General features: G+C 70.3%; 16 protein-coding genes. 9 read left to right on the forward strand and 7 right to left on the reverse strand.

Annotated features, from left to right (window positions below; all coding sequences use genetic code 11):
- The first annotated feature begins 123 nt into the window (after nucleotides 1-123).
- Nucleotides 124-912: a ferritin-like domain-containing protein gene (locus ACWCV9_RS08120; RefSeq protein ID WP_450784827.1), complete on the forward strand. Its 789-nt coding sequence runs from the start codon at nucleotides 124-126 to the stop codon at nucleotides 910-912.
- A gap of 12 nt (nucleotides 913-924) precedes the next feature.
- Here ACWCV9_RS08120 and corA read toward each other — a convergent pair whose 3' ends face one another.
- Nucleotides 925-1,920: a magnesium/cobalt transporter CorA gene (gene corA, locus ACWCV9_RS08125; RefSeq protein ID WP_450784828.1), complete on the reverse strand. Its 996-nt coding sequence runs from the start codon at nucleotides 1,918-1,920 to the stop codon at nucleotides 925-927.
- Between the two features lie 62 nt (nucleotides 1,921-1,982).
- On the opposite strand from corA, the gene ACWCV9_RS08130 reads away from it, so the two are divergent.
- From ACWCV9_RS08130 to mshC, 4 genes are all read left to right on the forward strand, one after another.
- Nucleotides 1,983-2,669, forward strand: a complete 687-nt coding sequence (locus ACWCV9_RS08130) for a histidine phosphatase family protein (RefSeq protein WP_450784829.1) — start codon at nucleotides 1,983-1,985, stop codon at nucleotides 2,667-2,669.
- Nucleotides 2,670-2,752: 83 nt separating this feature from the next.
- Entirely contained in the window at nucleotides 2,753-3,343 is a 591-nt protein-coding gene (locus tag ACWCV9_RS08135) for a DUF3090 domain-containing protein (RefSeq protein WP_385844561.1), read from the forward strand.
- A complete protein-coding gene (locus ACWCV9_RS08140) occupies nucleotides 3,307-4,146 on the forward strand; it encodes an SCO1664 family protein (RefSeq protein ID WP_450784830.1) in 840 nt (279 codons plus the stop codon). The genes ACWCV9_RS08135 and ACWCV9_RS08140 overlap by 37 nt, the downstream gene beginning before the upstream one ends.
- Nucleotides 4,147-4,239: 93 nt before the next feature.
- Nucleotides 4,240-5,469, forward strand: a complete 1,230-nt coding sequence (gene mshC, locus ACWCV9_RS08145) for a cysteine--1-D-myo-inosityl 2-amino-2-deoxy-alpha-D-glucopyranoside ligase (RefSeq protein ID WP_450784832.1) — start codon at nucleotides 4,240-4,242, stop codon at nucleotides 5,467-5,469.
- Between the two features lie 87 nt (nucleotides 5,470-5,556).
- Here mshC and ACWCV9_RS08150 read toward each other — a convergent pair whose 3' ends face one another.
- The 5 genes from ACWCV9_RS08150 to ACWCV9_RS08170 all read right to left on the reverse strand — a co-directional run bounded on the left by ACWCV9_RS08150 (nucleotide 5,557) and on the right by ACWCV9_RS08170 (nucleotide 11,915).
- Entirely contained in the window at nucleotides 5,557-6,480 is a 924-nt protein-coding gene (locus ACWCV9_RS08150) for a PAC2 family protein (RefSeq protein WP_385844557.1), read from the reverse strand.
- Nucleotides 6,481-6,691: 211 nt separating this feature from the next.
- On the reverse strand, nucleotides 6,692-8,305 hold the full coding sequence (locus ACWCV9_RS08155; protein WP_450784834.1) for an FAD-dependent oxidoreductase: 1,614 nt from the start codon (nucleotides 8,303-8,305) through the stop codon (nucleotides 6,692-6,694).
- Between the two features lie 47 nt (nucleotides 8,306-8,352).
- Entirely contained in the window at nucleotides 8,353-9,891 is a 1,539-nt protein-coding gene (glpK, locus tag ACWCV9_RS08160; RefSeq protein WP_450784836.1) for a glycerol kinase GlpK, read from the reverse strand.
- Between the two features lie 117 nt (nucleotides 9,892-10,008).
- A complete protein-coding gene (locus ACWCV9_RS08165; protein WP_385844552.1) occupies nucleotides 10,009-10,803 on the reverse strand; it encodes an MIP/aquaporin family protein in 795 nt (264 codons plus the stop codon).
- A gap of 347 nt (nucleotides 10,804-11,150) precedes the next feature.
- Entirely contained in the window at nucleotides 11,151-11,915 is a 765-nt protein-coding gene (locus ACWCV9_RS08170; protein WP_385844551.1) for an IclR family transcriptional regulator, read from the reverse strand.
- Nucleotides 11,916-12,194: 279 nt separating this feature from the next.
- Here ACWCV9_RS08170 and metH point away from each other — a divergent pair, with 279 nt between their 5' ends.
- The 4 genes from metH to ACWCV9_RS08190 all read left to right on the forward strand — a co-directional run bounded on the left by metH (nucleotide 12,195) and on the right by ACWCV9_RS08190 (nucleotide 20,229).
- Nucleotides 12,195-15,713, forward strand: a complete 3,519-nt coding sequence (gene metH, locus ACWCV9_RS08175) for a methionine synthase (protein WP_450784838.1) — start codon at nucleotides 12,195-12,197, stop codon at nucleotides 15,711-15,713.
- Between the two features lie 151 nt (nucleotides 15,714-15,864).
- Nucleotides 15,865-16,569 (forward strand): HAD family hydrolase, encoded by a 705-nt coding sequence (locus ACWCV9_RS08180; protein ID WP_450784840.1) that lies wholly within the window; start codon nucleotides 15,865-15,867, stop codon nucleotides 16,567-16,569.
- Between the two features lie 330 nt (nucleotides 16,570-16,899).
- Nucleotides 16,900-18,504: an ABC transporter substrate-binding protein gene (locus ACWCV9_RS08185; protein ID WP_450784841.1), complete on the forward strand. Its 1,605-nt coding sequence runs from the start codon at nucleotides 16,900-16,902 to the stop codon at nucleotides 18,502-18,504.
- 144 nt (nucleotides 18,505-18,648) lie between these two features.
- On the forward strand, nucleotides 18,649-20,229 hold the full coding sequence (locus tag ACWCV9_RS08190) for an ABC transporter substrate-binding protein (RefSeq protein WP_450784843.1): 1,581 nt from the start codon (nucleotides 18,649-18,651) through the stop codon (nucleotides 20,227-20,229).
- A 69-nt stretch (nucleotides 20,230-20,298) separates the two neighbouring features.
- On the opposite strand, the gene ACWCV9_RS08195 is transcribed toward ACWCV9_RS08190, so the two are convergent.
- Complete coding sequence (locus tag ACWCV9_RS08195) at nucleotides 20,299-20,970, reverse strand: response regulator (RefSeq protein ID WP_450784845.1); 672 nt, start codon at nucleotides 20,968-20,970, stop codon at nucleotides 20,299-20,301.
- Nucleotides 20,971-21,016: the final 46 nt, after the last annotated feature.

Here is a 21,016-nt window from a genome sequence, read left to right on the forward strand (position 1 = left end):
CCACGGCCGTCACGGAGAACAACGCGCCGCGCGCCACGCGGTTACGACCCCCGAGTCATTCTTTCGGCCGAGTGGTCCCGCACCCCTGTTGCGCGTCCACTTCGACCGCATTTGACTGGCGCCATGCTGTCGGCCAAGAGTCTGTTCCAGGAGATCCTCGACCACGACGAGTCCTTCCGGCTCTTCTGCTCCATCGCCGCCGGCGGGGAGTCCCAGGGCGGCTGGGAGAACGGCCGGATCGCCGCCCTGGCCCCGCAGAGCGCCCGCGCCCTCGCCCCGAAGATCGCCCGCCACGGCGCCGACGAGGACAAACACGGCCGGATCTTCCGCGCCCTGCTGACCAAGCGCGGCCTCACCCCCGCCCCGGTGCCGCCGGAGACCGACTACACCATGCTCCTGGAACGGCGCGGCATCGGCCTCGCGCACGCGCGGCTCAAGCGCGGCGCCCCCCTCACCGAAGGCGACCTCGTCGTCTACCTCGCCCACAGCCGGGTCACCGAACAGCGCGCCTCCGAGCAGATGCAACTGCTCCTGCGGCACTTCGCCGACCACCCCGACATCGGCCGGGCCGTCCGCATGATCTCGGCCGACGAGGACAACCACCTCGCCTACACCCACGAGGAACTGCTCCGGTTCGCCGCGGCCGGACACGGCCGGCTGATCCAGCGCACCCTGCGCGAGTGTGCCCTCGCCGAGATCCGCATCTACCGGGACGTCAGCCTCGCCGTCATGGGCCACATGGGCCGCATCCTGGGCTGGCCGAAGGCCAAGTCGGCGCTGCTCGCGGCCGGCATCCACGCCGTCTACGCCTACGAGCGCCTCGCCGGCTGGCACCGCATGGTCGGCCTGCGCATGCCCGAGCGCCGCGACGCGCTCGGCGGACCGGCCGCCCCCGCCCACGAGTTCGCCTGACCCCCGCTCACATCACAGCCACCCGCGCCGCTTGAACAGCCGGTGCAACAGCACCTCCAGCCCGGCCATCAGCAGGATCACCGCCGGATACGACCACACCCAGTGCAGCTCGGGCATGTGGTCGAAGTTCATGCCGTAGATGCCCGCGATCATCGTGGGCACCGCGGCCATCGCGGCCCACGCGGAGATCTTCCGCATGTCGTCGTTCTGCCGCACGCTCATCTGCGCCAGATGTGCCGACAGGATGTCCGACACCAGCCGGTCCAGGCCCTCCACCGACTCGTTCACCCGCGCGAGATGGTCGCCGACGTCCCGGAAGAACGGCCGCGCCTTGTCGTTTACGAACGGCACCCCGCCGCCCGCCGGACCGGCGGCGGCCAGCCGGGTCAGCGGCAGCGCGAGCGGCACGGTGGCCCGGCGGAACTCCAGGACCTGCCGCTTGAAGGCGTAGATCCGCGAGGCCGTGTGCCGCGAGCCGCCGCCCTCCGGCCGGAACACCTCCTCCTCCAGTTCGTCCAGGTCCGTCTGGAGCTCCGTCGCCACCTCCAGATAGCGGTCGACGGTCGCGTCGGCGATCGCGTACAGCACCGCCGTGGGGCCCTTGTCGAGCATCTCCGGCTCCTCCTCCAGCCGCCGTCGCACGGCGGCCAGAGGCGAGCCCTCGCCGTGCCGGACGGTCACCGCGAAGCCGTCCCCGATGAAGATCATCACCTCGCCGGCCGAGACGGTGTCGCCCTCCGGCTCGTACACGACCGGCTTCAGCACCATGAACAGCGAGTCGTCGTACACCTCCAGCTTGGGCCGCTGGTGCGCCTTGAGCGCGTCCTCGACGGCCAGCGGGTGCAGCCCGAACTCCCTGGTGACCAGGTCGAACTCCCGCTCCGACGGCTCGTACAGCCCGATCCACACGAACCCGCCCGCCGCCCGCGCCTCGGCGAGCGCGTCGGACAGGTCCTCCGGTCCCTCACTGCGATGCCCGTGCCGGTAAACGGCGCAGTCCACGATCACGGAGCGCATTCTCCTCTCGCCCGGCCATCGGCGCACCGGCTGATACGCCTACGCTGTTCCGCATGCCCACGCTGATCCTCGTAAGGCACGGACGTTCCACCGCCAACACCTCGGGCGTGCTCGCCGGCTGGACCCCCGGCGTCGCCCTGGACGAACGGGGCGCCGCACAGGCCGCCGCACTTCCGGGACGGCTTGCCGCGCTGCCGATCTCCGAGGTCGTCACCAGCCCGCTGCAACGCTGCCAGGAGACCGTGCGGCCGCTGCTGGAGGCCCGCCCCGGGCTGCGGGTCCACACCGAGGAGCGGATCGGGGAGTGCCACTACGGCGACTGGTCCGGCCGCAAGCTGGCCGAGCTGAAGGACGAGCCGCTGATGGAGGTCGTCCAGGCCCATCCGTCGGCCGCGGCCTTCCCGGGCGGCGAGTCCATGCGGGCCATGCAGACCCGCGCCGCCGAAGCCGTACGCGAGTGGAACGCGCGCGTGGAGCGCGAGCACGGCGCCGACGCCGTCTACCTCATGTGCTCCCACGGCGACATCATCAAGTCCCTCGTCGCCGACGCCCTCGGACTCCATCTCGACCTCTTCCAGCGCATCTCCGTCGAGCCGTGTTCCGTCACCGCGATCCGCTACACCCGGCTGCGTCCCTTCCTGGTCCGCCTCGGCGACACCGGGGACTTCGCTTCGCTCGCCCCCCGCGAGGAACACGGTGAGTCGGACGCACCGGTCGGGGGCGGTGCGGGCGCACCGTGATCGTCGGCCGCAGTAGGGTGAAGCGATCCACCCCTGCGGTTCCGCCCCGCGAACGAACCCCTCGAACTCAATGGAGACAGGACGTGTCCCGTCAGGTGTTCCTCTACGATCCGCCGGACCGCTTCGTGGCCGGCACGGTCGGACTGCCCGGACGCCGTACGTTCTTCCTCCAGGCCACCGCGGGTCCCCGGGTGACCAGTGTGGTCCTGGAGAAGACCCAGGTCGCGGCGCTCGCCGAGCGCATGGACGAACTGCTCGACGAGGTCGTACGGCGCACCGGCGGCAACGCCGCCGTGCCCGCCGTGGCCCCTGCCGAGATCACCGACACCGCCCCGCTGGACACCCCCATCGAGGAGGAGTTCCGCGTCGGCACCATGGCCCTGGCCTGGGACGGCGAGGAACAGCGCATGATCGTCGAGGCGCAGGCCCTGGTGGAGCTGGACGCCGACACCGAGGAGGACCTCGCCGAGGCCGAGGAGCGACTCCTCCAGGACGAGGAGAACGGACCCCCGATGCTGCGGGTCCGGCTGACCGGCGCGCAGGCCAGGGCCTTCGCCAAGCGCGCCCTCGACGTCGTCAACGCCGGGCGGCCGCCGTGCCCGCTGTGCAGCCTCCCGCTCGACCCGGAAGGACACGTATGTCCGCGCCAGAACGGATACCGCCGCGGAGCATGACACCCCTCGGCACGGCGGCCCACGCGGCCGCCGTCGAGCTGCTCACGCACGGTGAGCTGACCGTGCGCGGCCGGATCCGCGAGGCGTCCAACGCGGCGCTGTTCTGCACGGTGACGCACGACGGCCGGGAGGCCTCCTGCGTCTACAAGCCGGTGGCCGGGGAACGCCCGCTGTGGGACTTCCCCGACGGCACCCTCGCGGGCCGCGAGGTCGCCGCCTACGAGGTCTCCGAGGCCACCGGCTGGGGGCTCGTCCCGCCGACCGTGCTGCGCGAGGGCCCGTACGGCGAGGGCATGTGCCAGCTGTGGATCGACGTGCACGCCGACGCGGAGCTGCTCGCCCTGGTCGACGGCGAGGAACCGGAGCCCGGCTGGAAGGCGATCGGCCTCGCCGACGTCGGCGAGGGCCGCACCGCGCTGCTGGTGCACGCCGACGACGAGCGGCTGCGCCGGCTCGCCGTGCTCGACGCGGTGATCAACAACGCCGACCGCAAGGGCGGCCATCTGCTGCCCACCGCCGACGGCCGGCTCTACGGCATCGACCACGGCGTCACCTTCAACGTCGAGAACAAGCTGCGCACGCTGCTGTGGGGCTGGGCCGGCGAGCAGCTCACGGCGGAGGCCGTCGGCGTGCTCCGCGGCCTGCGGGACGGTCTCGCCGGGCCGCTGGGCGAGCGGCTGGCCGCGCTGATCACGGCCGCCGAGATCGACGCCACACGCGCGCGTGTCGAGCAGCTGCTCACCTCGGGTCTGCACCCCGAACCCAGCGGGGAGTGGCCCGCCATCCCCTGGCCACCGGTGTAAGCACATCCCGCCGCCAAGTACAAGAACGCAACTCCGGCCATCGGGCGTGATCTCGTTCGTCCTTGTCGCTCATGGCCGGTTAGGCTCATGTACATGCATGCCTGGCCCGCTTCCGAGGTCCCCGCCCTGCCTGGTCAGGGCCGCGACCTGAGGATCCACGACACCGCGACCGGCGGTCTGGTCACCCTCGACCCCGGTCCCGTCGCCCGTCTCTACGTCTGCGGCATCACCCCGTACGACGCCACCCACCTGGGACACGCGGCGACCTACAACGCGTTCGACCTCGTTCAGCGCGTGTGGCTCGACACCAAGCGGCAGGTCCACTACGTCCAGAACGTCACCGACGTCGACGACCCGCTGCTGGAGCGGGCCGAACGGGACGGCATCGACTGGGTCGCCCTCGCCGAGAAGGAGACGGCCCTCTTCCGCGAGGACATGACCGCCCTGCGGATGCTCCCGCCCCAGCAGTACATAGGCGCCGTCGAGGCGATACCCGGCATCGTCCCGCTCGTGGAGCGGCTGCGCGACCTCGGCGCGGCCTACGAACTGGACGGCGACATCTACTTCTCGGTCGAGTCCGACCCCCACTTCGGCCAGGTCTCGAACCTCGACGCGGCCGCCATGCGGCTGCTGTCCGCCGAGCGCGGCGGCGACCCGGACCGCCCGGGCAAGAAGAACCCGCTGGACCCGATGCTGTGGATGGCGGCCCGCGAGGGCGAGCCCAGCTGGGACGGCCGCACCCTCGGCCCGGGCCGCCCCGGCTGGCACATCGAGTGCGTGGCCATCGCCCTCGACCACCTCGGCATGGGCTTCGACATCCAGGGCGGAGGCTCCGACCTCGCCTTCCCGCACCACGAGATGGGCGCCTCCCACGCCCAGGTGCTCACCGGCGAGTTCCCCATGGCCAAGGCGTACGTCCACGCCGGCATGGTCGCCCTGCACGGCGAGAAGATGTCCAAGTCCAAGGGCAACCTGGTCTTCGTCTCCCAGCTCCGCCGGGACGGTGTCGACCCCGCCGCCATCCGCCTCGCCCTTCTCTCCCACCACTACCGCGCCGACTGGGAGTGGACCGACCAGGTGCTCCAGGACGCGCTGGGCCGCCTCGGCCGCTGGCGCTCGGCCGTCTCCCGCCCCGACGGCCCGTCCGCCGACGCGCTGGTCGAGGAGATCCGCGAGGCCCTTTCGAACGACCTGGACGCCCCCACCGCCCTCGCCGCGGTGGACCGCTGGGCCGCCCGCCAGGAATCGGAGGGCGGCACGGACACCGGCGCACCGGGCGTGGTCACGCGTGCGGTGGACGCCCTGCTCGGAGTGGCCCTGTAAGGCACCCCGGCGCACCGGCAACAGAAAGGCACCGGCAACAGAAAGAAGGGGCGGCTCCCCACAAGGGAACCGCCCCTTCGCCGTACCTCAGTCCTCCGGACCGTCCTCGTCGTCCTCCCTGGACCCGCCGCCCCCCGCCGGAGGCCGCTGCTTGCCGCCCGGCGGCGGATTCACGTCCCGCCGCCGCAGATACCGCTCGAACTCGCGGGCGATCGCCTCACCCGACGCCTCCGGCAGCTCCGCGGTGTCCCGGGCCTCCTCCAGCGTCTGGACGTACTCGGCGACCTCGCTGTCCTCGGCGGCCAGCTGGTCCACACCGACCTGCCAGGCCCGCGCGTCCTCCGGCAGCTCCCCCTGCGGGACACGCAGGTCCAGCAGGTCCTCCAGCCGGTTGAGCAGCGCCAGCGTGGCCTTCGGGTTGGGTGGCTGCGAGACGTAGTGCGGCACGGCCGCCCACAGCGACACCGCCGGGACACCCGCGTGCGTGCACGCCTCCTGAAGGACGCCGACGATGCCCGTCGGCCCCTCGTACTTGGTCTCCTCCAGGTCCATCCGACGAGCCAGGTCAGGGTCGGACGTGACCCCGCTGACCGGCACCGGACGCGTGTGCGGGGTGTCGCCGAGCAGCGCGCCCAGGATGACCACCAGCTCCACACCCAGCTCGTGCGCGAAGCCCAGCAGCTCGTTGCAGAACGAACGCCAGCGCATCGACGGCTCGATACCGCGCACCAGCACCAGGTCGCGCGGCTTCGCACCGCCGACCCGGACCACCGACAGCCGCGTCGTCGGCCACGTGATCTTGCGCACCCCACCGTCCATGAACACCGTGGGGCGGTTCACCTGGAAGTCGTAGTAGTCCTCGGCGTCCAGCGCCGCGAACACCTCGCCCTTGAACTCGCGTTCCAGATGCGCGACCGCCGTGGAGGCGGCGTCGCCGGCATCGTTCCAGCCCTCGAACGCGGCCACCATGACTGGGTCGATCAGCTCGGGAACCCCCTCCAGCTCGATCACCCAGTGCCTCCTTCCGACGTGCCCTCGCTTGACTCACCAACCTTACGGCGTCCAGCGGGGGCGCCCGCAGCCCCCTTGCACGGGGGAGTGAACGGATCACTGCCCCGATCGCCGCCTTCGGACACCCCTTCCGCACCGGGGGTCCGGGCAGGCCGAAGGGGCTGCCCCACCGGTCACCGCCGATGTGGAACAGCCCCTGGGCCGCGCCCGGTTACTTCTTGTCGAGCAGGTCCTGCACCTTGCCGCGGACCTCGTCCGTGGCAAGGCCCCGGATGGTCAGCGTGGTACGGCGGCGCAGCACGTCGTCCGCCGTCTCGGCCCACTCGTGGTCACGGGCCCAGACGACCTGCGCCCAGATCTCCGGGGCGTCGGGGTGGACGCGCTCGGCCAGCTCCGGGTTGTCGTTCGCCAGCCGGGCGATGTCGAAGGCCAGCGAGCCGTAGTGGGTCGCCAGGTGCTTCGCGGTGTCCGCCGCCATCCGCGGGCCCGGCGCCGGGTGGTCCACCAGCAGCCGGTGCGCGACCGCGCGCGGGTTGGCGACGCCGGGCAGCGGCAGCTTCTTCGGCAGCGAGGAGATCGGCTCGAAGTCGTCGCCGAGCGGGTGGCCCGGCAGCGCCTCCAGCTTCTGCATGATCGTACGGCCGATGTGGCGGAAGGTGGTCCACTTGCCGCCCGCGACGGACAGCATGCCGCCCTTGCCCTCGGTCACCACGGTCTCCCGCTTGGCCTTGGCGGTGTCGCCGGGGCCGCCCGGCAGCACCCGCAGACCGGCGAACGCGTAGGTGATCAGATCGCGCTGGAGCTGCTGGTCGCGCACGGAGAACGCGGCCTCGTCCAGGATCTGGGCTATGTCCTTCTCGTTGACCGCGACATCCGCCGGGTCGCCCTCGTACTCCTCGTCGGTCGTGCCGAGCAGCAGCATGTCCTCCCAGGGGAGGGCGAAGGTGATCCGGTACTTGTCGATCGGGGTGGCGAGCGCGGCCTTCCACGGCGAGGTCCGCTTCAGCACCAGGTGCGCGCCCTTGGACAGGCGGATGGACGGCGCCGCGTTCGGGTCCTCCATCTTCCGCAGGTGGTCGACCCACGGTCCGGTCGCGTTCAGCACCAGACGGGCGTTGACGCCGAACTCCTCGCCGGACAGGCGGTCCTTCAGGTCCGCGCCCGTCACCCGGCCCTTGGTGAAGCGCAGACCGGTGACCGCGGCGTGGTTGAGGACGACCGCGCCCGCGTCGACGGCCGCACGGACCGTCATCAGCGCCATCCGCGCGTCGTTCATCTGGTCGTCGCCGTACACGGCCACGGCCTTCAGGTTCTCGGTGCGCAGCTCCGGCACGTCCTGCGCCGCCTTGGCGGGGGAGAGCAGGTGGCCCACGCCGTCACCGAACGCGGAGAGCGCGGAGTAGGCGAAGACGCCCGCGCCGAGCTTCGCCGCGCCGTGCGGGCCGCCCTTGTACACCGGGAGGTAGAAGGTGAGCGGGTTCGCCAGGTGGGGGGCCACCTGGCGGGAGACCGCACGGCGCTCGAAGTGGTTCTCCGCCACCAGCTTCACCGCGCCGGTCTGCAAGTAGCGCAGTCCGCCGTGGAGCAGCTTGGAGGAGGCGGAGGAGGTGGCACCGGCGAAGTCGCCGGCGTCGACCAGCGCCACCCTGAGCCCGGACTGCGCGGCGTGCCAGGCGGTGGAGATGCCCAGGATGCCGCCGCCGATCACAAGAAGGTCGTACGACGCCTTGGAGAGCTGCTCCCTGGTCTCGGCGCGGCTCGGGTTGGAGCCGGAGGCCGGGTGCGTCCCCAGGGCAGGCAGGGTCAGGGTGGACTGACTGGTCATGTCGGGTACTTACTCCTCGTCAGAGCTGACTGAGCAGGGGGAACCGCTCAGCTCTCGTCCTCGATCCAGCCCATGGTCCGCTCGACGGCCTTGAGCCAGTTCTTGTACTCACGGTCGCGGGTCTCCGCGTCCATGCGGGGGGTCCACTCGGCGGCCCGGCGCCAGTTGGCGCGCAGCTCGTCGGTGCTGGACCAGAAGCCGACGGCCAGGCCGGCGGCGTAGGCGGCGCCGAGGCAGGTGGTCTCCGCGACCATCGGGCGCACCACGGGCGCGTCCAGGACGTCGGAGAGCGTCTGCATCAGCAGGTTGTTGGCGGTCATGCCACCGTCGACCTTGAGGGTCACCAGCTCGTCGCCGGAGTCCTTCACCATCGCGTCGGCGATCTCCCGGGTCTGCCAGGCGGTGGCCTCAAGGACGGCGCGCGCGAGGTGCGCCTTGGTGACGTACCGGGTCAGACCGGCGATCACACCGCGGGCGTCGGAGCGCCAGTGCGGGGCGAACAGGCCGGAGAAGGCCGGCACGAAGTAGGCACCGCCGTTGTCCTCGACCGAGAGCGCGAGGGTCTCGATCTCGGCGGCGGTGGAGATCAGGCCCATCTGGTCGCGCATCCACTGCACCAGCGAGCCGGTGACGGCGATCGAGCCCTCCAGGGCGTACACCGTCGGCTGGTCGCCGATCTTGTAGCCGACCGTGGTCAGCAGACCGGCGTAGGAGTTGATGATCTTGTCACCGGTGTTCATCACCATGAAGGTGCCGGTGCCGTAGGTGGACTTGGTCTCGCCCTCGGAGAAACAGCACTGGCCGAACAGGGCCGCCTGCTGGTCACCGAGCGCGGAGGCCACCGGGATGCCGCCGAGCAGCTCGCCGAGGCTGCCGCCGCTGATCTCGCCGTAGACCTCGGCGGAGGAGCGGATCTCGGGCAGGATCCGGAGCGGCACGCCGATGGACTCGGCGATCTTCTCGTCCCACTGCATCGTGTGCAGGTTCATCAGGAGGGTGCGGGAGGCGTTGGTGACGTCGGTGACGTGCTTGCCGCCGTTGACACCACCGGTCAGGTTCCAGATGACCCAGGTGTCCATGGTGCCGAAGAGGATGTCGCCGGCCTCGGCGCGCTCGCGCAGGCCCTCGACGTTGTCGAGCAGCCAGCGGGCCTTGGGGCCGGAGAAGTACGAGGCCAGCGGCAGGCCCGTCTCCCGGCGGAAGCGGTCCTGGCCGACGTTGCGGCCCAGCTCCCGGCAGAGGGCGTCGGTGCGGGTGTCCTGCCAGACAAGGGCGTTGTAGACGGGCTCACCGGTGTTCTTGTCCCACAGCACGGTGGTCTCGCGCTGGTTGGTGATGCCGATGGCCTTGATGTCGTCACGGGTGATGCCGGCCTTGGCGACCGCTCCGGCGACGACCTCCTGGACGTTGGTCCAGATCTCGTTGGCGTCGTGCTCGACCCAGCCCGGCTTCGGGAAGATCTGCTCGTGCTCCTTCTGGTCGACGGCGACGATACGGCCGTCCCGGTCGAAGACGATGCAGCGGCTGGAGGTGGTGCCCTGGTCGATCGCGGCGATGAACGGGCCTGCGGTGTGAGCGTCGGTCACTGTGTGCTCCTGGAAGATCCGTGGGTGTGGGGCTGTGCGTACGGCGCGTGCTTCGCGGCTCGTGCCGGGCGGCGGGGGCGCTGCCCGGACCGAGCTTCTCGAGCGGACGTGCGCTTCCTAAGCGAAGGCGACGTTGTAGATCCCTGCGGCGATCGCCGCGCCGATCAGCGGGCCGACCACCGGGATCCAGGCGTAGCTCCAGTCGGAGCCGCCCTTGTTGGGCAGCGGGAGCAGGGCGTGCACGATGCGCGGACCCAGGTCACGGGCCGGGTTGATGGCGTAGCCCGTGGGACCGCCGAGCGACAGACCGATCGAGACCACGACGAACGAGGTGATCAGGCCGCCCAGCACCCCCAGGCCGTCGCCCTTGGCGTTCAGGCCCTGCGTGAGCACCGCCAGGACCAGCACGATCGTGCCGATGATCTCCGTGGTGAGGTTCTGCACCGCGTTCCGGATCTCCGGACCGGTGGAGAAGACGCCGAGGACCGGGCCGGCACCCGACTCCTGGGCCTCCACGGCCTTGGCCGTGGTGTCCTGCGCGCCCGGACCGCCGACGATCTCCTTGTCGGTCAGGTGGGCGTGGAACTGGCCGTAGTAGGCGAGCCACACCAGGGCCGCGCCGATCATCGCGCCGAGCAGCTGGCCGGCGAAGTAGACCGGGACGTGGCTCCAGTCGCTGTTCTTGATGGCGAGCGCCACCGTGACGGCCGGGTTGAGGTGGGCGCCGGACAGCGGTCCGGAGATGTACACGGCCGTCATGACGGCGAAGCCCCACCCGAAGGCGATGGCGAGCCAACCGGCGTTACGGGCCTTGGAGGCCTTCAGCGTGACAGCGGCACAGACGCCGCCGCCGAGCAGGATGAGTATGGCGGTACCGATGGTCTCGCCGATGAAGATGTCGGAGCTGGACACCCGCGACTCCTTTGTCCTTCGTCCAGGGAAGCCGAACCCCGGGTCCCTCCGGGGGTTCTGGCGCCCTCGGGGGTGAGAGCGATGCCGGCCCTTGGCGTTGTCACACTCTAGCGCGTATTGCCGGTAGGTGTTCGACAATGCCGACCGATGGACGGGAGTCTTGCTTCGGCCTTACGCATGCGTCAAGGGTTCTGTTATCGAAAACAGGATCGTTATTGATCGCTGTCGCCTATCGCTCTTCGCTCACTGACGTACGCCGTCGCCCGATATGTCCACTTCAGGGTAGGGCGAGAACCGGAACGCCGCCCGGCGTCCCGGTGAATCCCCAGGTCAGCGCCCGTAGGCGCTCAGAAACGTCCGGCGCCCAGGTCCCTGGAGACCGCGCGGGCGCAGTCCCGCACCGCCGCGATCAGCTCCGGACGCACCTCGCCGTCGCGGCACAGCCGCTCCACGGCACCGGTGATCCCCACCGCGCCCACGGGCATCCGCCGCCGGTTGTGGATGGGCGCGGCGACGGACGCCACCCCCTCCCAGGTCTCCTCCACGTCGGCCGCGTACCCACGCGCGCGTGTCATGTCGAGGAGGTGCTCGAACTCCCCGGGATCGCACACCGTGCGGTCCGTGAAGGCCTTCCGCTCGGTGTCCAGCGCCTCGCTGTGCGCCACCGGGTCGTACGCCGACAGCACCTTGCCCAGCGCCGTGGAGTGCAGCGGCTGCATGGCCCCGATCTCCAGCACCTGCCGGCTGTCGTCCGGCCGGAAGACGTGGTGCACGATCAGTACGCCCTGCTGGTGCAGCACGCCCAGATAGACGCTCTCGCCGCTGGAGCGGGCCAGGTCGTCGGCCCACACCAGGGCGCGCGCCCGCAGCTCGTGCACATCCAGATAGGTGGTGCCGAGGCGCAGCAGTTCCGCGCCCAGCTGGTAGCGCCCGGAGGCGTCGTCCTGCTCCACGAAGCCCTCCTGCTGGAGGGTGCGCAGAATGCCGTGGGCGGTGCCCTTGGCGAGGCCCAGCGACGAGGCGATGTCCGACAGGCCGAGCCGTCGCTCGCCGCCCGCGAGCAGCCGCAGCATCGCGGCCGCCCGTTCGAGCGACTGGATGTTCCGTGCCATCGCCGTCCTGCCTCCGTCCCCTTCGACTGCGACCGATGTCTTCGCAACACCGTTCGGCAATGTCGAACACTACCGGTCCATGCCGACCTCCCGCTAATGGTCGGACGGCACTTGTTACATGACAGGTGGCCTGGACGTGACGTCCGGGCCACCGCGTCCGTCTTCTGGACGCCTATGCCCATCCAAGCCCACTCCCGGCTACGCTGACGCCGTGCGGCCATCCCGCCCTGCCGGGGAAACCGCATAGCCGACAGCCGTCGCACCCCAGGGAGCCCCTACATGGCCTCGTTGCCGACGTCCCCTTCCGCCGACAGCCGGACCCGCGTGTCCGCGCTCCGAGAGGCGCTCGCCACCCGTGTGGTGGTCGCCGACGGAGCCATGGGCACGATGCTCCAGGCCCAGGAGCCCACGCTGGAGGACTTCCAGCAGCTCGAGGGCTGCAACGAGATCCTCAACATCACCCGCCCGGACATCGTCCGCTCGGTCCACGAGGCGTACTTCTCCGTGGGCGTGGACTGCGTGGAGACGAACACCTTCGGCGCCAACCACGCGGCCATGGCGGAGTACGACATCGCCGACCGCGTGCACGAGCTGTCCGAGGCCGGTGCCCGCATCGCCCGCGAGACCGCCGACGCGTTCACCTCGCGCGACGGCCGCCAGCGCTGGGTGCTGGGCTCCGTCGGCCCGGGCACCAAGCTGCCCACCCTCGGCCACATCGGCTACACCACCATCCGCGACGGCTTCCAGGCCAACGCCGAGGGCCTGCTGGCCGGCGGCGCGGACGCGCTGATCGTGGAGACCACCCAGGACCTGTTGCAGACCAAGGCCTCGGTGCTGGGCGCCCGGCGGGCCATGGAGCGGCTGGGCGTGCAGGTGCCGCTGCTGGTGTCCATGGCCTTCGAGACCACCGGCACGATGCTGCTGGGCTCGGAGATCGGTGCCGCGCTCACCGCGCTGGAGCCGCTGGGCATCGACATGATCGGCCTGAACTGCTCCACCGGCCCGGCGGAGATGAGCGAGCACCTGCGCTATCTCACCCGGCACTCCCGGATCCCGCTGCTGTGCATGCCGAACGCGGGTCTGCCGGTGCTGACCAAGCAGGGCGCGCACTTCCCGCTGGGACCCGAGGGCCTGGCGGACGCGCAGGAGACCTTCGTCCGCGACTACGGCCTCTCGCTCATCGGCGGCTGCTGCGGCACCACCCCCGAGCACCTGCGCCAGGTCGTCGAGCGCGTCCGTGACCTCACGCCCACCGAGCGCCACCCGCAGCCCGAGCCCGGCGCCGCGTCCCTGTACCAGGCGGTGCCGTTCCGCCAGGACACCTCCTACCTGGCCATCGGCGAGCGCACCAACGCCAACGGCTCCAAGAAGTTCCGCGAGGCCATGCTGGAAGGCCGCTGGGACGACTGTGTGGAGATCGCCCGCGAGCAGATCCGCGAGGGCGCCCACATGCTCGACCTGTGCGTGGACTACGTCGGCCGGGACGGCGTCGCCGACATGGAGGAACTGGCCGGCCGCTTCGCCACCGCCTCCACCCTGCCGATCGTCCTGGACTCCACCGAGGTCGACGTGATCCGCGCCGGGCTGGAGAAGCTCGGCGGCCGCGCGGTCATCAACTCCGTCAACTACGAGGACGGCGACGGCCCGGACTCCCGCTTCGCCAAGGTCACCCGGCTCGCCCAGGAGCACGGCGCCGCGCTCATCGCGCTGACCATCGACGAGGAGGGCCAGGCCCGCACCCCGGAGAAGAAGGTCGAGATCGCCGAGCGGCTGATCGAGGACCTCACCACCAACTGGGGCATCCACGAGTCGGACATCCTCATCGACACCCTGACCTTCACCATCTGCACCGGTCAGGAGGAGTCCCGCAAGGACGGCGTCGCCACCATCGAGGCGATCCGGGAGCTGAAGCGCCGCCACCCGGACGTGCAGACCACGCTGGGCCTGTCGAACATCTCCTTCGGCCTGAACCCGGCCGCCCGCATCCTGCTCAACTCCGTCTTCCTCGACGAGTGCGTCAAGGCGGGCCTGGACTCGGCGATCGTGCACGCGTCCAAGATCCTGCCGATCGCCCGCTTCTCCGAGGAGGAGGTGCGCACGGCGCTGGACCTGATCCACGACCGCCGCGCCGAGGGCTACGACCCCCTCCAGAAGCTGATGCAGCTCTTCGAGGGCGCCACCGCGAAGTCGCTGAAGGCGAGCAAGGCCGAGGAGCTGGCCGCCCTCCCGCTGGAGGAGCGGCTCAAGCGCCGCATCATCGACGGCGAGCGCAACGGCCTGGAGGCCGACCTCGACGAGGCCCTCCAGGAGCGGCCCGCCCTCGACATCGTCAACGAGACGCTGCTCGACGGCATGAAGGTGGTCGGCGAGCTGTTCGGCTCCGGCCAGATGCAGCTGCCGTTCGTGTTGCAGTCCGCCGAGGTCATGAAGGCCGCCGTCGCCTACCTCGAACCGCACATGGAGAAGTCGGACGCGGCGGGCAAGGGCACCATCGTGCTGGCCACCGTGCGCGGGGACGTCCACGACATCGGCAAGAACCTGGTCGACATCATCCTGTCCAACAACGGCTACAACGTGGTCAACCTGGGCATCAAGCAGCCGGTCTCGGCGATCCTGGAAGCGGCCGAGGACCACCAGGCCGACGTGATCGGCATGTCCGGGCTGCTGGTGAAGTCCACGGTGATCATGAAGGAGAACCTGGAGGAGCTGAACCAGCGGGGCCTGGCCGCACGCTTCCCGGTCATCCTGGGCGGCGCCGCCCTCACCCGCGCCTACGTCGAGCAGGACCTGCACGAGATCTACCAGGGCGAGGTCCGCTACGCCCGGGACGCCTTCGAGGGCCTGCGCCTGATGGACGCCCTCATCGGCGTCAAGCGGGGCGTGCCCGGCGCGAAGCTCCCCGAACTCAAGCAGCGCCGGGTCCGCCCGGCGGCCGCCGTACAGGTCGTCGAGGAGCGGCCGGAGGAGGGGCACGTCCGCTCCGACGTGGCCACCGACAACCCGATCCCCGAGCCGCCCTTCTGGGGCACCCGGGTGATCAAGGGCATCCAGCTCCGGGAGTACGCGAGCTGGCTGGACGAGGGCGCCCTGTTCAAGGGCCAGTGGGGGCTGAAGCAGGCCCGCACCGGCGAGGGAGCGACGTACGAGGAACTGGTCGAGACCGAGGGCCGCCCCCGGCTGCGCGGACTGCTGGACCGGTTGCAGAGCGAGAACCTGCTGGAGGCGGCCGTCGTCTACGGCTACTTCCCGTGCGTCTCCAAGGACGACGACCTGATCATCCTGGACGAGCAGGGCAACGAGCGCACCCGGTTCACCTTCCCGCGCCAGCGCCGTGGCCGCCGCCTCTGCCTGGCCGACTTCTTCCGCCCGGAGGAGTCCGGCGAGACCGACGTCGTCGGCCTCCAGGTCGTCACCGTCGGCTCGCGCATCGGCGAGGAGACCGCCAAGCTCTTCGCCGCGAACGCCTACCGCGACTACCTCGAACTGCACGGCCTCTCCGTGCAGTTGGCCGAGGCCCTCGCCGAGTACTGGCACGCCCGCGTCCGCTCCGAACTCGGCTTCGCCGGCGAGGACCCGGCCGACATCGAGGACATGTTCGCCCTGAAGTACCGGGGCGCCCGCTTCTCCCTCGGCTACGGCGCCTGCCCCGACCTGGAGGACCGCGCCAAGATCGCCGACCTGCTCCAGCCGGAGCGGATCGGCGTCCACCTCAGCGAGGAGTTCCAGCTCCACCCCGAACAGTCCACGGACGCCATCGTGATCCACCACCCGGAGGCCAAGTACTTCAACGCCCGCTGATGTTTTCCACGCCTTCGCCGGGGGTACACCGAAGCCCCCGACCATAAAACAAGGCGTTTCACCAGCAACAGACGTACACTGGTCGATCCACCGCAGGCCGGTTCCCGCACGGGAACCGGCCTGATCGTCCCTACGCAGGAGGTGCGCCCGGATGACCACCACGGTCCCCGCGCTCGGAACCAGTACGGGCGAAGGCTCGGCCCTGCAAGCCGTGCTCCTCGACATGGACGGCACCCTGGTGGACACCGAGGGCTTCTGGTGGGACGTGGAGGTCGAGGTCTTCGCCGCCCTCGGCCACACCCTGGACGATTCCTGGCGGCACATCGTGGTCGGCGGGCCGATGACCCGCAGCGCCGGCTTCCTCATCGAGGCCACCGGCGCCGACATCACCCTCGCCGAACTCACGGTGCTGCTCAACGACGGCTTCGAGGACCGCATCGACCGCGGTCTGCCGCTGATGCCCGGCGCCGCCCGGCTGCTCGCCGAACTCCACGAGCACAGCATGCCCACCGCCCTGGTGTCCGCCTCCCACCGGCGGATCATCGACCGCGTGCTGGCCGTGCTGGGCCCGCACCACTTCGCCCTGTCCGTCGCCGGTGACGAGGTCTCCCGCACCAAGCCCTTCCCGGACCCGTACCTGCTCGCCGCCGCGCAACTCGGCGCCGACCCGGTGCGCTGCGCCGTGGTGGAGGACACCGCGACCGGCGTCGCCGCCGCCGAGGCCGCAGGCTGCCATGTGGTCGCCGTACCCTCCCTCGCCCCCATCGCCCCGGCCGAACGCCGTACCGTGGTCGGCTCGCTCGAAGAGGTCAGTCTGACGTTCCTGCGCGGCCTGATGCCCCAGGCGGCCCACTGACTCACCGGACAGTTGCAGGCGTGATGTTCCTCACGCCGACGACTCTCGACAACGTTGCCCGAGTGTGCCGACCGGCCCGGATCTTGCGGAATCACCGGTTCCTTGTGTCCTGATTGATGGGACGCTGCACTAATCCTGCCGCTGTCGGGTTTTCTGTGCGTCCACATCCGGTTCCCCTGCGTGATGACAGGTCAACTCGGCACGCTGTGAACCCTCCTGCGGGCGCGGACTAATCTCGTCGCGAGAACATCGCCGCAACCCCCCGTGATCCCGCCGCACCACCCCGCCCGCCGGATCCACGGAACCGAACAGTCCTGGAGAAAGTCCCGCATGAACCGCAAGACTCTGGTGCTGCCGGCAGTAGCCGGCCTGCTCACCCCGGTTCTCGCCGCGTGCGGCGGAACCGACAGCGGGAGCAAGAGCGGCGACGCCATCGTCGTCGGCACCACGGACCGGTTCACGGCCACGACCGACGCCCCGGCGCCCCTCGACCCGGCCTACTCCTACGACGTCGGTGCCTGGAACATCCTGCGCCAGACGGTCCAGACCCTGATGACCCAGCCCCGAGGCGAGGGCGACCCGGTCCCGGACGCCGCCGAGAGCTGCGGCTTCACCGACAGCGGCAGCGAGCGCTACGCCTGCAAGCTGCGCGACGGCCTGAAGTTCGCCAACGGCGACGCGGTGACCGCCCAGGACGTCAAGTACTCCATCGACCGCGTGCTGCGGCTGAACTCCAGCAGCGGTGTCGCCTCCCTGCTGAACACCATCGACACCGTCGAGACGCAGGGCGACCGCGAGGTCATCTTCCACCTCAAGACGGCCGACGCCACCTTCCCGTACAAGCTGTCCACTCCGGTCGCGGGCATCATCGACCCGAAGGACTACGAGAAGAACAAGCTGCGCGACGGCTTCCAGCTCGACGGCTCCGGCCCCTACACCTTCCAGGCCGACGTCAAGGGCGACACGATCGTCAGCGCCACCTTCACCAAGAACCCCAGCTACAAGGGCGCGGTGAAGGTGAACAACGACAAGGTCGTCCTGCGCTCCTTCGACAGCGCCGAGGCCATGGGCGCCGCCATCGACAAGGGCGACATCGACGTGATGACCCGCACCATGTCGCCCGCCCAGATCCAGAAGCTGGACGCCGGCACCGACAGCAAGGTCGACCTCGTCGACATGCCGGGTCTGGAAATCCGCTACCTGGCCTTCAACACCGACGCCCCGAGCGTGAAGTCCAAGGCCGTCCGCCAGGCCATGGCCCAGGTCATCAACCGCGGCGAACTGGTCTCCAAGGTCTACGGCACCCAGGCCGAGCCGCTGTACTCGCTGGTGCCGGCCACCGTCACCGGCCACTCCAACTCGTTCTTCAACAAGTACGGCAACCCCAGCGTCGCCAAGGCCAAGGACCTGCTCGTCAAGGGCGGCATCACCACCCCGGTGAAGCTGACGCTGCACTACACCACCGACCACTACGGCTCGGCCACCAAGCAGGAGTTCGAGATCCTGCAGAAGCAGCTCAACGACAGCGGCCTGTTCGACGTCTCCCTCCAGGGCCACGCCTGGTCCGCCTTCCGCCCCGCCGAGCAGAAGGGCCAGTTCGACGTCTACGGCATGGGCTGGTTCCCCGACTTCCCGGACGCCGACAACTTCCTGGCGCCCTTCCTCGACAAGGGCAACACCCTCAACTCGCCGTACTCCAACCCCACCATCCAGCGCACGCTGATCCCGGAGTCCCGCCGCGAGTCCGACCGGCTCAGCGCCGCCAAGAGCCTGACCGCCATCCAGGACATCGTCGCCGAGGACGTCCCGATCCTGCCGCTGTGGCAGGGCAAGCAGTACGTCGCCGCACGGGACGACATCACGGGCACCTCCTACGCCCTCAACTCCACCTCGACGCTCCAGCTGTGGGAGCTCGGCCGCGGTGTGAGCGGCTGACGGCTCTCCCGGGGGCCGTACCGCGGGGTCGCGACCGGACCCGTACAGCGGCCCCCGTCGCCCGGGGGCCAGGGACGGCTGCCCCGGGGCCCGGGGCCGGGAACGCGGTCCCGGGGTGACCGACCGACGACAAGGCACACTCAAGTGAATATGCGCAACCAGTGGCCGGTCCTGCCCCTCGTGGCGGGACTGGCCTCCGGCCTGCTGACCGGCTGCGGCACGGGGACCGCCGACTCCGGGGGGACCGGCTCCTCCGTGGTGGTGGGGATGTCCGACGACATCCTCGCCACGGACCCGGCATCCGGCTACGACCCCGGCTCCTGGCTGTTGTTCGACAACGTCTTCCAGTCGCTGCTCAGCTTCCCCAAGGGCGCGACCGAGCCGCAGCCCGAACTCGCCCGGCAGTGCACCTTCACCGACAGCCGGGCCATGGTCTACCAGTGCCGGCTGAACAACGGCCTGAAGTTCAGCAACGGTGACCCCCTCACCTCGCGGGACGTGAAGTTCTCCTTCGACCGCATGCGGAAGATCAACGACCCCGCGGGGCCCGCGATCATGTTCCCGACGCTCGGCCGGATCGACACCCCCGACGCCACGACGGTCGTCTTCCGCCTGAAGGTCCCCGACGCCACCTTCCCCAGCAAGATCGCCTCCGGCGCCGGCTCCGTCGTGGACCACCGCCAGTACGACGCGAACGGCCTGCGCACCGACCACCAGGCCGTCGGCTCCGGCCCCTACAAGCTGGACTCCTTCGACGGTGACAAAGCCGTCTTCTCGGTCAACGACAACTACCGGGGCACCGCCAAGCCCAGGAACTCCGGCGTCACCGTGAAGTTCTTCCACGGCGACCGCGCAGCCCTGAAGAAGGCCCTCCTCGCCGGCGACATCGACATCGCCTACCGAGGCCTGACCGCCTCCGACATCGCCGGCATCGAGAAGCAGGACGGCAGCAAGGGCGTCAACGCCGTCGAGGGCACCAGCGCCGAGGTCCAGCACCTGGTCTTCAACATGAAGGACCCCGTCGCCGGCAAACTCGGCGTCCGCAAGGCCATCGCCCACCTGCTGGACCGCGACGCCCTCATCAAGAACGTCTACCAGGGCACCGCCACCCCGCTGTACTCGATCATCCCGGCCGGCATCGCCGGGCACAACACGGCCTTCTTCGACACCTACGGCGCCCGCCCCTCCCGGGCCAAGGCCGCCGCCGCACTGCGCGCCGCCGGCATCACCGGCAAGGTCAAGCTCACCCTGTGGTCCACGCCGTCCCGCTACGGCCCCGCCACCGACGAGGAGTTGACGGCCATCGCCGGCCAGCTCAACGCCAGCGGCCTGTTCGACGCCGACGTCAAGTCCGTCGCCTTCGACCAGTACGAGAAGGACATCGCCGCCGGCAAGTACGGCGTGTACGTGAAGGGCTGGGTGCCGGACTACCCCGACGCCGACAACTTCACGGCCCCCTTCTTCGGCAAGGGCAACGTGCTGGACAACAACTACAGCAACCGCACCATCACCGGCACCCTCATCCCGGACACCGCCGCACAGAGCGACCGCGGCGCCACCGACAAGGACTTCGGCCGGCTCCAGGACATCGTCGCCGACGAACTGCCCGTCCTGCCCGTCTGGCAGGCCAAGCAGTACGCGGTCACCCGCGACGGCGTCTACGGCCTCGAGTACTGCCTGGACGCCTCGACCGTCTTCCGGTTCTGGGAACTCAGCAAGAGCTGACCCCCCGACACCACAAGGGCGCCCCTCACCACACGGGAGGGGCGCCCTCGGCGTGAAACAGCCCGCGGCCTACTGCGCGCCGGGGCGCACCAGCCCGCTCTCGTACGCGTACACCGCCGCCTGCACCCGGTCCCGGAGCCCCAGCTTGGTGAGCACATGCCCCACATGCGTCTTCACCGTCGTCTCACTGACGAACAGATCCGCGGCGATCTCCGCGTTGGACAGCCCCCGCGCCACCAGCTTCAGCACCTCCACCTCACGGTCGGTGAGCGTGTGCAGGGTGTCCGGCAACGGCTCCTCACCGGACGGCAGATGCGTGGCGTACTTGTCCAGCAGCCGGCGCGTGATGCTCGGCGCCAGCATCGCCTCACCGGCCGCGACCACCCGGATCGCCTGCACCAGCTCATGGGCCGGCGCGTCCTTCAGCAGAAAGCCGCTGGCCCCCGCGCGCAACGCCTCCACCACATACTCGTCCAGGTCGAACGTGGTCAGCACCAGGACCTTCGCCGGACCGTCCCGGCCCGGCCCGGTGATCTGCCGGGTCGCCTCCACCCCATCCATCCGCGGCATACGGATGTCCATCAGCACAACATCCGGCTGCAAGGCCCGCACCTGGTCGAGGGCCTGAAGACCGTCACCGGCCTCGCCCACGACCGCGAGGTCCTGCTCGGCCTCCAGGATCATCCGGAAACCGGTACGCAGCAGGGGCTGGTCGTCGACCAGCAGGACACGGATGGCCACAGGACACTCCTTCGCTCGTCCGGCCCCATTCTGCCTTGCACCACGC

The sequence above is a fragment of the Streptomyces sp. NPDC001606 genome, from assembly GCF_053596835.1.